Source organism: Planktothrix sp. FACHB-1355 (assembly GCF_014748295.1).
Classification (GTDB): domain Bacteria; phylum Cyanobacteriota; class Cyanobacteriia; order Cyanobacteriales; family Aerosakkonemataceae; genus Aerosakkonema; species Aerosakkonema funiforme_A.
This window is the reverse complement of the sequence record NZ_JACJUP010000068.1, coordinates 1-11,753: the sequence shown is the minus strand read 5'-3', so window position 1 is coordinate 11,753 and position 11,753 is coordinate 1. Positions and strand designations below refer to the sequence as shown.

Below are 11,753 nucleotides of genomic sequence, written 5' to 3'. Positions count from 1 at the left end.
AATGAAGATGTACGATCGCGCGATCGCCGGAGCCAAAGAAAATGAATATATCAATGAAGAAGCACTTGCCCTAGAGTTAGCTGCCCAATTTTATTTGGCGCTGGGTAGAGAAAAAATTGGCCAAACTTATATGCAGGATGCACACTATGCTTACACGCAATGGGGAGCTATTGCCAAAGTAAAAGATTTAGAAGAAAAATACCCGCAGTTACTAAACGCATCCGGGCTAAGTCCTCTTAATTCCACTTACTTAGCAGACAGCAGAATCTCAACCAGCACTAATTCTAGCTCAAATTTGGATTTAGAGACTGTAATGAAAGCATCGCAAGCGCTTTCTCAGGAAATAGAGTTAGATAAGTTGCTGGTGAAACTAATGAAAATTTTAATCGAAAATGCTGGCGCGGAAAAAGGCTACTTAATTTTAGAAAATAAGGGAAAATTACTGATCGAAGCATCTGGGACAGTAGATTCCGATAACATCAGCGTCTTGCATTCGCTTCCTATTGAAAATCGCTTACCCGTAGGACTAATCAATTATGTGGCTCGCCTACACGAGAGTGTAGTATTAAATGATGCTACCCGCGAGGGTAATTTTATCAACGAACCCTATATAAAACAACATCAACCTAAATCAATTTTGTGTGCCCCGGTTTTGAATCGAGGACAGTTGACAGGCATTATCTATCTGGAAAATAACCTCATAATGGGTGCTTTTACTTCAGATAGAAGTGAATTGTTACGATTGTTATCGGGACAAGCTGCCATCTCTATTACCAATGCCAAACTTTACGCGGAAGTAAAAGCCAGTGAAAAGCAATTGCGGGAAAATGAAAGCCGATTAGCTCAATTTCTGAATGCAGTTCCAGTAGGGGTGTTTATCGCCGATCCGCAGGGGCGTCCTTACTACGTCAATGAAACCGCACGGCAAATTCTGCGTCAAGGTTTGGTTTCTTCAACTCAACTCGATCGATTGCACGCGGCTTATCAAGCTTATGAAGCGGGAAGCGATCGACTTTATCCTTTGGAACGCGATCCGATCGCCAATGCTTTGCAAGGAAAAAGTGTGAAAATCGATGATATCGAACTTCGCTTCCCCGACAAAATTGTTTCTCTGGAAAGTTCGGGAACGCCCATCTATGACGAACAGGGCAATTTGGTATATGCGATCGCCGCATTTCAGGATATTAGCGATCGCAAAAAAGCGGAAGCAGAATTGTTTAAGCTAAATAAAGCTTTGGAACGCTTTGTACCTCAGCAATTTCTCCAGTTTTTGAACAAGCAAAGTATTGTGGATGTGGAATTGGGCGATAATGTCGAAAAAGAGATGTCAATTTTGTTTTCGGATATTCGCGATTTCACTACTATTAGCGAAACTATGACACCGGAGGAAAATTTTAGGTTTATCAATTCTTATTTAAGTCGTATGGAACCGGCCATCCGTGAAAATCATGGCTTTATTGATAAATACATTGGCGATGCAATTATGGCTTTATTTGGAGGTAGCGCTGATGATGCAGTAAAAGCTGCTATTGCTATGCTAAAGCGCTTGGAAATATACAACCAACATCGCGGTAACTCTGGCTACGTTCCGATCGATATAGGTATCGGTATCAATACTGGTAATTTGATGTTAGGAACAGTCGGTGGAGCGAACCGTATGAATGGTACTGTAATTAGCGACGCAGTTAATTTAGCTTCTCGTGTAGAAAGTTTGACGAAAAATTATGGCGTGTCATTATTAATCACGCACCATACTTTTTCGCAATTGAAAAATTCGCCTGAGTATGCCATACGTTTAATTGACAAAGTTAAGGTGAAAGGCAAGTCAGAATTGGTTACTGTTTATGAAGTATTTGATACCGATCGCCCTGAAATATTAGCTGGCAAGTTACAAACGCTACCAATATTTAAAGAGGCATTATCATTATACAATGATAATGCTTTGAGTAAAGCGGCGAAAGGGTTTTCTGAGTGTTTGCGAATTAATCCTTTAGATAGGGTAGCTGAAATTTATTTACAGCGATGCGATCGTTAGAGTTATTCCAAAAAGTGCGCTTGATTAAAATTCTCGGTAGGTGGTGCGACAATAAGCGGAGCGTTTGGCTCAAATCTGATTTGCGAAGCGTCAATATAGCTGCGATCGATTTCAAAAGATAACCATCGTCTCTGCATGGTTTCTGCCACCCGACCCGTCATATTTGAACCGGCAAAAGGATCTAACACTAAATCACCCGGTTCCGTACACAAATTGATGATAAATTCCGGTAATGCTTGCGGAAATCTGGCCGGATGTGGTTTCAATCCTTGTTCTTTACATCTTTTTTGATAGTAATCGTTTGATGATGTGTTTGAGGCTGAAATAACGTTGACAGGTTGTACTATAGGCTCTCCTATTTCTGTGGTTTCTTCTGCTTCTCTGGCATCTATAATATTAGGTGGAATTGCACCACCTCGATCGTTACTAAACTTGTTAGAAATGTGATGTCCGGAAGGTCTTAGCTTAGCAGTGTAACCATTTTTGAGAAGGTTCTGCATCGATTGGCTGTAAGGCTTTAAAACTCTTCTGTTATTCGCTTTTGGATGGGGGTCTTTAGCTAGCCACCAGATTGTATTGACGGCATCTTTAACCCTTTCTCTTCTGATTGTCACCCATTCGGCAGGTGATGGAAGTTTGGCTGGATTATACCAGTAAAGTTCCTGTGCTAAATAAAAGCCAAGACCGCCTTTTTCGGGAGGTTTGCAAAGTTTAATAACTAACTCGAAATGATAGAGCGATCGCACTGGATAACCTTTCACCCAAGTACCGCCAATGTCGATCGCCAGGGAACCTTTGGGCTGAAGCACCCGGTAAAATTGTTTGGCAAATGGCTCAAACCATTCAATGTATTCTTCTGCATCCACATTGCCATATTCTTTCTTTCGGACTAAAGCAAAAGGTGGCGATGTGCAAATTAAGTCGATACTTTCATCGGGAACTTGTTGGAGCAAATCTAAGCTGTCTCCCAGATACGCAGCACCAAGTTTAGTTTCGTAATATGCTTGTTGATTCAATCTCATAAATATTACGGTTTTTCATAGCCCAATGCGCGTGCTTTTAGTTTGGCGCTGCGGGGGTCAGTTTCAAAAGTTACCCAACCTTCCCTCTTCGCTCGACGGGGCAAAAATGCAATTTCAAATTGGGCAGTTTCTTTTTCTTTGCTAGTGCTTTCTAGGGTAACTTCAATTTGAACGCCTTCGGCTGTGCGATCGCCCTGATTTGTAACGGAAACCGGAACTATGAAGTGTTGCATAATTGGCTGCGGTTCTCCAAGCTGAACTTGAATCGCGGGCGGCATTTTACTCAGAGTTGCCGCATCGTAAATTAGGTAGCCCAGCGTACTGACAACAAGGAGCAAAGCCATCCCAAAAACAACCCATTCCAGCCAATTTTTTTCTCTTATTTTCATTGCAGTAAAAGCCTTCCCGCAGAAGCTCCCAAGGTTGCAGGCAGTGCTAGCACAACTGTTTGCGCCACCCAAGTAATCGGTGCAACTCCATCAAAACGCCCGAAAAACCAAAGCAGCGACGCCGAAGCAATTAGTGCGACAGCATAGGTGATAACGGTGCCGGAAACGGTAGTAAATAGACTCTCGCTGCGAGTGAACTGTTTCGCGCCGGTGAAGTTGCTATAAAAAAGGATAAGTGTGCCGAGAAGCATAGAAACTAACGCTAATCCTATCAATCTTTCTGATGAGATTTGCGTGGCGATCGTGATAATTTCTTCTGTCGGCGCTACGTTGGCAGCGAATAAAACCGCCCCGCATAAAGAAATGATAACTTGGCCCCAAAAATCAACTTCGTCTCGACCGGGACTGGGCAAGCCAGATTGCTGTTCTTCACCTTTCATCCCCGTATCCATGTTTTCTGGATCTGCGCCACCAAGCTGGGCTGTACCCACAGAAACGCCGATCGCAACCGTCATCGCTTCCACGACGATTTTACCGATAATTTCATCGGCAGTCATATCCAATGTGATGCGCCCCAACAACCAGAGGAAGGCAGCTGCAACCAATATTCCCAGTCCTAATTCTTCTACAGAATCGATTACCACTTCCAAACGGCTGGCAGAACGCCGCAATCCAGCGTAGCGGTTGTAACCCAGTAACAAGGTGAAAGTGGCGAGGAAGTAAAGGAAAATCCGCAAGGGATGTTCGGTAAAACCAGCCCACCATACTTCCATCGTATAAATTAGCGGCAAGCTGAACATGATACCGCCAACAACACCTCGGAAGTATTCTTGTAGGGAATCGGCAAGCGATCGCGCCTTTCCCAAATCGGTACGGCGACTATTCTTGCTAGTTTTGGAACTCATAGCCGTTAGAATCCCCAGCCATTGAATGCAGGGTAGTAATGGGTGATTGCAGATCTATCAGTTTGTTACATAGGCTACAAAACTTTTTTGCCACCTATGCTTAGTGTACTATCTGGGCGATCGTCGCTGGGAGAGCTGATGGAGTCAAAAGTCAAAAGTCAAAATTTCTCCCTCTTCGCTCTTCCCTAACCCCGACGCCCTAACCCCTAACCCCTCTCCCTCTTAATTTTTGACTTTTGACTTTCCCCCTATGGGCAGAAGTGTCAACAGTCATTCGTCATGGCCTATTTTTTTGTCGCTGTGTTTAGCCTTTCTATCATTAGGCACTCTATTATTAACAGTGCGAATAATCCAGTAACTCATGGATAAGGCAAGGATAGAAATTCCCAAACCGATCAGCTCTACTCCGTCAGTTTTTTTAAAGTCGAGAATAATGATCTTCCGAGCCACCGCTATCAGAGAAGTGACTACAACTAATTCGGCTTGAACAACGTGTTTTCGGAGGTATGCAGTGATATTCTCTAATATTTCCAGAGCTATTAATATGCTTAAAAATACACCAAATATATTAACTAAAAATTCGTTAAACCTACCAACTGAATGGTCAAAGAATAATTCTTTACCGAGAATGACCATCAAGTCAAAAACTGCGATCAGGATGACAACGACCATTGCCAAAGATAGGATTTTGGAGACAAGGGTTTCTATGTGTTCGATAAAGCCAAGAAACTCCTCGTCCTTGCCGTGACCGCTGATTCTTTTAGATACGTTCCTCAAAAACCCCATTTTTATGTTTACTTCATACAGAAGGCGATGCTGAAAGCATACTAGATTTTGGGTATTGCAGGAAAGTGTCGGCTGTTTTGATATCGGCTGTAATCGGCACTAATTTTACAGCGCAGGCTTTTAGTTCTGGTTCTAGGGAGTCAGGGCAAGCTTCTGGATGGGTGAGGGCGTTGGCTTCTGCATTTTCTGCCCAGAGTGCGCCCCAGTGCATAGGTACAAACACTGTTCCGGGAGCGATCGCCTCTGTCACTTTCGCAGGAAATCGCGCCATACCGCGACGGCTGCGGACTTCAACCCAAGTATCCTCCTGAATACCCAACTTCCCAGCATCGCGGGGATGTATTTCGATAAAAGGATTTGGGTGCATTTGGCGAATTTTTTCAATCCTACCCGTGCGGGTTTGAGTGTGCCAATGACCGTACAGACGACCAATGGTAAGGACAAAAGGATAGTCAGGATCGGGAGGTTCTGCCAATCCCCGCGAGTGATACGCCCCAAAACGGGCGCGTCCGTCGGGAGTATGGAAGCGAAAATCCGTGTAAAGCCTTTGAGATTGAGATTCAGCAGACGATGAGCGATCGGGACAGGGCCACTGTTGCGGGCCTTCGGTGGCCAACCTTTCGTGACTGACACCAGTCATATCGCAGGGACGTTTTCTCGTCAGCTGCACAAATTCCGCATAAACTTCGGCAGAATTGGCAAACTTGAACTGTTCTGTAAAACCCAAACGGCGTCCCACCTCCGCAAAAATTTCCCAATCTGCCCTTGCTTCGCCTGGGGCTTCGCGAAATGCCGAACAAAGAGTGATGCGCCGTTCCGAATTGGTCATCACGCCAGTTTTTTCACTCCACTGGGCAGCTGGGAGGAGAACGTGAGCGTAGTTAGCTGTTTCTGTGGGATAATAGGCGTCTTGGTAGACAGTGAAGGGCGATCGCCACAAAGCTTTTTTCGTGCGTTCCAAATCTGGCATACTCACAGCTGGATTGGTCGCCGCCACCCACAAAAATCCCACTTGACCGGCTTCTAACCCAGTAATCATCTCCCACACGGAAAGACCGGGTGCAGCAGAGATCCGTCCTGCCGGTAAACCCCAAAACTGCTCTATTTCGGCGCGATGTACGGCATTTTTCACAACTCGGTACCCTGGCAGGAGGTGGGCTAGACCGCCCGCTTCCCGTCCTCCCATCGCATTTGGCTGACCTGTGAGAGAAAATGGCCCCGCGCCAGGGTTGCCAATCTGACCTGTCATCAAGTGCAAGTTAATGATGGTGCGGACTTTGGCTGTACCTTCAGAGGATTGATTTACTCCCATCGACCACATGGAGAGAACTCGTTTCGATTCGCCCCAGTATCGCGCCGCCATTTCCAATTCATCGACTTTGATGCCGCACTTTCTGGCGACCAACTCTGGTGGATATTGGCGAATCACATCAGCATAGGCGGGAAAACCGCTAGTGCATTCGTCAATAAATTCGCTGTTAATGTAACCCCAACGCAGCAACAGATGGGCAATGCCATTTAACAAATCAATGTCAGTTCCGGGTTGGATCGCTAGATGTAAGTCTGCTGCTTCGGCAGTAGTAGTGCGACGCGGATCGACAACAATCATTTTGACTTTGCCGTTGTTTTTTTTGTGGTGTTTCCGCAGTCGATTGAAAATAATTGGGTGGCATTCGGCGGTGTTGGTGCCGATTAAAAAAGCACAATCTGTTAAATCCAAATCATCATAGCAACAGGGCGGACCATCAGCACCAAAACTTTGAATGTAACCTGCCACCGCACTAGACATACACAAACGCGAATTGGCATCAAAGTTATTCGTGCCGAGGCAGCCTTTTAATAGTTTTTGAGCGATGTAATAATCTTCCGTTTGAAATTGACCGGAGCCATACATACAAATGGCTTCTGGCCCTTGAGTGAAGCGAACGGTTTGGATGCGATTAACGATGGCGTTGAGGGCTTCTTCCCAGGTGACTCGTTGAAATGGTCGATCGAGCGATTCGCGCATCATGGGATATAGAAGTCGGTCTTTGTTTAAAGATTCCGCAATTGTGGCACCTTTAACGCAAACCATACCTTGACTGGAAGGATGTGCGCGATCGCCCTGTACTTTCCAGGTGGGATACCCTTGACTGTCTCGATTTACCGGCTTACCCGGTTGCGCTGGCGGCGATACTTCCAAACCACAGCCAACACCACAATAAGGACAAAGTGTTTTTGTTGAGTCAGTCATAAAATTTCAGATTTCAGATTTCAAATTTCAGATTTCAAATTTCAGATTTCAGATTTCCAATCTAAAATCTAAAATTTGAAATCTCAAACGACTATTCTTGTTCTTGTTCGTAAGCCAGCCAAGTCTTGGGAATTGTTGGCGTTACTTTTTCCACTTTTGCTTCTTCTGCTTCACCTTCATAGTGTGCGGCAAAGGAACCTTTAGGTTCTTTCAAGAAGAAGGCGCACAGGAAAGCGCAGACTAAAGCCGCTACACCCATTGTTGTAAACAGAGTCGGAGCGTCTGTCAAGCTAAAAACTGTCAGAAAAACTACACCGCCAAAGTTGCCATAAGCTCCCACATTTCCAGAGATTTGTCCGGTAACTTCTTTTTTAATTAGGGGTACGATCGCGTAGGTAGAACCGCAACCTGCTTGAGCAAAGTAAGCAGACAACATTGTTATCCCGATCGCCATCGGTATCGACCAGCTAGAGTTGATAAAGTGAGCCATCAGATAGCTAACTCCTACCCCACCTGCCAGAATTGTCATCGTCCATTTGCGACTTCCCAATTTATCGGAAATCAAACCGCCGCTGGGACGAGAAACTAAGTTCAAAAATGGATAGGTGGCGGCAATCATTGCTGCGGTTACGTGTTCGAGCGCAAAGGTTTTTTCAAAGAAAGCTGGCAACATAGAAACAGCTGCTAATTCGGAGCCGAAGGTGACTATGTAGCACAGTTCTAGAATAGCGACTTGACGAAACTGATAACGTTCTGAAGGCGCATAAATTTTCTTGCCTTCAACTACATCTTTATTTACGTGCCAAGCTTTAATAGTTTGGTAAACAAATAGCCATCCCAAGAGGAACCAAACAATTAACAACCCATCGCTATTGAGAAAGTGAATTTTAGGTTGAGCTAACCGCCAAGCCAATAAACCGAGAGCAAAAATTAACCCAAAATTCGATACCAGCATTGCGTAGTAGCTGCGAGCGCTCGTAACTTCCAACGCGCCAGCTTTTTTGGGTTTTTTATAGGTAGCGCCTGGGGGAGTATCTTGTACGTTATTGTAATAAACCCAGCCGTAAAGCGCGGCAATAATGCCTGTAAGTGCGATCGCCAAACGCCAGTTAGTTGCTCCTCCTCCCAGAAAAGCGGTAGAAATTGCGATGGTAGGTAGGGCAAATTCAGCACCAAATGCTCCGAAATTACCCCAACCTCCGTAAATACCTTCTGCAAGACCAATTTCTTTAGGCGGGAACCATTCGGACACCATACGAATGCCAACTACAAATCCCGCACCGACAATACCCATCAGCAAACGGCTGATGACTAATTCCGTAAAATTTTGGGACATTGCTGTAGCTAAACAAGGCACAACCGCAAACATCAACAAAAAGGAATAGGTGATGCGCGGGCCGAATTTATCTAGCAGCATCCCGATGATAATTCGCGCCGGAATTGTCAAAGCGAGATTGCAGATTAACAGGGTCTTGATTTGAGCTTCTTCTAGATGTAAATCCTTGCCTATTGTTGTAGCGAATGGAGCAAAGTTAAACCAACATACAAAGGTCAGAAAAAAGGCGAACCAAGTAAAGTGCAATATTTTGTATCGCCCTTTTAAAGACCACATTTCTAGGAGCATGAAAACCTTCCTTTAACTGCAAAATAGCGAAATTAAGACAATAATTCCTACTGACGAAGTTTGATATCGCCTGGATTACACGGATTCAACTTTTTAAACTAGCGATTTCAGATTAAAGTGCTAATTAAATCCAAAATGCTCTCATCCAAAATCCCAAATCTATTAAGCATCGATCGCAACTCGTCCGACTGGGTGGGATATGCAGGTCAAAATGTACCCTTGTTCGCGATCGCTATCATCGAGAGCTTCGGGTTCTCCTTCATATTTCACTTCACCTTCTAGCAGTTTCTGCTTGCAAGTTCCACAGGTTCCCGATCGGCAACTGCTGGGAATATCAACTCCTTCTTGTTCGGCAATATCTAAAACAAATTGGTTGCGATCGCAGTTAATTTCCTTACCGGATTTAACAAAAGAAATTACCGCAGCTTGAGAAATTTCTGACTGTTTGGCAGGCGCTGAAATAACCGGTTCTGCTAGTTGACCTGTTTGCGCTTCAGCAGAAGATGGTTGCGATTTGCCATTGAGAGAAGCTGTATCTAAGCTTGGCAATGGCGCAAAATCCAATTCATCTATCTGAATTTTTGCCGAACTATCTGTTTGTTTTTCCTCTTCTGTCTTTAATCTTGCCCCAAATTTTTCGATGAGCAAATCCTGCAATATCGGCTTCAAATCTTCACAAGGAATACCCTTTTTTACACAGCTACCGAGTTGGGCATCCTTACCTACCTTGCCACCCATAAAGAGGTCAACGCCTTCCACAGCTTTGCCATCTTTGCGCGTTTTTGTACCCATTAAACCGATATCGGCGACTTGGGGTTGACCGCAGGAATTTGGGCAACCAGTCCAGTGAATTCTAACTGGTTTGGGTAGAAATAATTCTGCATCCAATTCCTTAATTATCCCTAACGCTCGATTTTTGGTTTCAATTAAGGCGAAACCGCAGAATTCTCCACCTGTGCAAGAAACTAAGGCCCGTTGCAAAGGTTTGGGATCGATCGGAAACTTTTGCAGTAAAGGTTCTGCTAAGAAAGCTTGCAGACGAGTATCTGGAATATTGGGAATAATCAGATTTTGCTCGACAGTAAGACGAATTTCGCCACTACCGTAAACTTCCGCCAGTCTCGCCAGTTCAAACATATCGCTGGCATACATCCGTCCGATGGGAACGTGTAAACCGACATAGTTCAAACCGTGTTGTTTCTGACGATAAACGCCGATATGGTCGCGCTTTTCCCATTCGATTTCATCTTTTTCTGCTTCCGGTTGCAGGGGACGACCCAGATATTTTTCGACTTGCGATCGAAAACCCTCCAAACCCAATTCATCAATCAACCACATCAGGCGCGACTTTTGTCGGTTTGCCCGCAATCCGCTATCGCGATAAACTTCTAAAATAGCCCGACTGACAGGTACAACATCTTCCGGTGGCACCCAAGCGTGCAGAGGAATTGCGGCATCGCAGCGTTTGGCAGAAAAGAATCCACCAACCAAAACGTTAAATCCGATAACGCCATCTTTATACGCGGGAATGAAGGCAATATCGTTAATTTCAGCGTGAACTGAATTATCGCGGCAACCTGCCACTGCAATGTTGAATTTCCGGGGCAAATTGCTAAATTCCGGGTTACCTTCACCGTTTTTGGTAATCGTATCTTGTAGGTTGCGCGTGATGCCGACTGTATCGATCAATTCATCGGCATCGATACCTGCAACAGGCGAACCTGTAATGTTGCGAACATTGTCCATACCGGACTGCACGCTAGTTAAACCGGCTGACAGCAACCGATTGAAAATATGCGGTACGTCCTCAATTTGAATTCCTCGAATTTGGATGTTTTGCCTAGTAGTAATATCGGCATTGCCTTCTTTTTGAAATCCCGAAGCTTTTGTGTAACGCTGCACGATTTCTGCAAGTACTCGCATTTGACTGGCGGTTAAAATGCCATTGGGTATCCGCAACCGCAGCATAAACTTGCCAGGAGTCACAGCGCGATAGAAGAAGCCTACCCATTTGAGGCGATAATCGCGATCGATTTCATCCATCGCCTCCCAACCGATTTGGGCAAAATGCTCTAATTCTGCTTTGATGGCGAGTCCATCTTTTTCCGCTTTGAATTTTTCAAATTTGTTCTGCGTTGCGGTTACTGTAGCGGTGCTTGTCATCGATTAATTCTCCTCAATCCTTAAATGCCTACCCAAACTTGCTATTAGCTCCAATGTTTACATTTACCGATTGACACCATTAAAAATAGTTTCATAAGTTTAGCAATTGCCAAGCAGAAATCCTGTTTTCGTCAATAGATGAGTTTTGGATGTTAATAAAAGTGTGAACTTTATCTGCTCCTAGCTTAATTGCTTAACTTCTGAATGTTTGGTTTAAATTCCTTTTATGTCAGGTTAAACATTCCGATCTATTAATTTCGTAGAATTTGCTACAAAACATAAGTTTAATCTTACATATCTATCTTCAGAGGTATTGTCTCTGCCTTGGGGGGAATAGCAAATAAACGCAGGATTAAAAAGTTGTTTCCAGCGAACAAGTTTGACTTGATTGGGTGCAGGCATTTGCATCTATATTGAGCCAGCTGTGCTGCTTTCTTGATTTGTCTATTAGTTACGCTATGGGAAATACAAGGGTAAATTCGTATACATAGTTACAAAAATAGGGTAAATATGAGTTCAGTGCATATGAATAATGCTGTTTCTACATCGATTGCACGTCTGGGAATAGGGAATAGGGGATAGGGAATAGGGGCTAG

The 11,753-nt window shown here is 44.4% G+C and carries 8 protein-coding genes and 1 pseudogene; 1 reads left to right on the top strand and 8 read right to left on the bottom strand.

From position 1 onward, the window contains the following. The coding region (locus tag H6S82_RS05545; protein WP_191056066.1) for an adenylate/guanylate cyclase domain-containing protein at nt 1-2,035 on the top strand (2,035 nt) is incomplete at its 5' end. Nucleotides 2,036-2,037: 2 nt separating this feature from the next. Here the strand turns inward: H6S82_RS05545 and H6S82_RS05540 are convergent. From H6S82_RS05540 to H6S82_RS05510, 8 genes and pseudogenes are all read right to left on the bottom strand, one after another. Further along, a complete protein-coding gene (locus H6S82_RS05540; protein ID WP_190463935.1) occupies nt 2,038-3,057 on the bottom strand; it encodes a site-specific DNA-methyltransferase in 1,020 nt (339 codons plus the stop codon). Nucleotides 3,058-3,062: 5 nt separating this feature from the next. Continuing rightward, nucleotides 3,063-3,446 carry a hypothetical protein gene (locus H6S82_RS05535; protein WP_190463934.1) on the bottom strand — a complete coding sequence of 128 codons (384 nt, stop codon included), beginning with the start codon at nt 3,444-3,446 and terminating at the stop codon, nt 3,063-3,065. Continuing rightward, complete coding sequence (locus tag H6S82_RS05530) at nt 3,443-4,351, bottom strand: TIGR02587 family membrane protein (RefSeq protein WP_190463933.1); 909 nt, start codon at nt 4,349-4,351, stop codon at nt 3,443-3,445. The genes H6S82_RS05535 and H6S82_RS05530 overlap by 4 nt, the downstream gene beginning before the upstream one ends. Before the next feature lie 270 nt (nt 4,352-4,621). Next, nucleotides 4,622-5,137, bottom strand: coding sequence for a phosphate-starvation-inducible PsiE family protein (locus H6S82_RS05525; protein WP_199315218.1), 516 nt, complete (start codon nt 5,135-5,137; stop codon nt 4,622-4,624). Nucleotides 5,138-5,150: 13 nt separating this feature from the next. Continuing rightward, a complete protein-coding gene (locus H6S82_RS05520; RefSeq protein ID WP_190463931.1) occupies nt 5,151-7,370 on the bottom strand; it encodes a nitrate reductase in 2,220 nt (739 codons plus the stop codon). A gap of 91 nt (nt 7,371-7,461) precedes the next feature. Continuing rightward, nucleotides 7,462-8,994 carry a NarK family nitrate/nitrite MFS transporter gene (locus H6S82_RS05515; protein WP_190463930.1) on the bottom strand — a complete coding sequence of 511 codons (1,533 nt, stop codon included), beginning with the start codon at nt 8,992-8,994 and terminating at the stop codon, nt 7,462-7,464. A 162-nt stretch (nt 8,995-9,156) separates the two neighbouring features. Continuing rightward, nucleotides 9,157-9,543, bottom strand: a complete 387-nt coding sequence (locus H6S82_RS34290; protein WP_322111881.1) for a 2Fe-2S iron-sulfur cluster binding domain-containing protein — start codon at nt 9,541-9,543, stop codon at nt 9,157-9,159. A gap of 66 nt (nt 9,544-9,609) precedes the next feature. Next, nucleotides 9,610-11,157: pseudogene (locus H6S82_RS05510) on the bottom strand (ferredoxin--nitrite reductase); the annotation flags it as partial. Nucleotides 11,158-11,753: the final 596 nt, after the last annotated feature.

Coding starts and splice junctions, on each gene's coding strand:
- H6S82_RS05540 (WP_190463935.1), bottom strand. CDS start 3,057: ATGAGATTGAATCAACAAGCATATTACGAAACTAAACTTGGTGCTGCG.
- H6S82_RS05535 (WP_190463934.1), bottom strand. CDS start 3,446: ATGAAAATAAGAGAAAAAAATTGGCTGGAATGGGTTGTTTTTGGGATG.
- H6S82_RS05530 (WP_190463933.1), bottom strand. CDS start 4,351: ATGAGTTCCAAAACTAGCAAGAATAGTCGCCGTACCGATTTGGGAAAG.
- H6S82_RS05525 (WP_199315218.1), bottom strand. CDS start 5,137: ATGGGGTTTTTGAGGAACGTATCTAAAAGAATCAGCGGTCACGGCAAG.
- H6S82_RS05520 (WP_190463931.1), bottom strand. CDS start 7,370: ATGACTGACTCAACAAAAACACTTTGTCCTTATTGTGGTGTTGGCTGT.
- H6S82_RS05515 (WP_190463930.1), bottom strand. CDS start 8,994: ATGCTCCTAGAAATGTGGTCTTTAAAAGGGCGATACAAAATATTGCAC.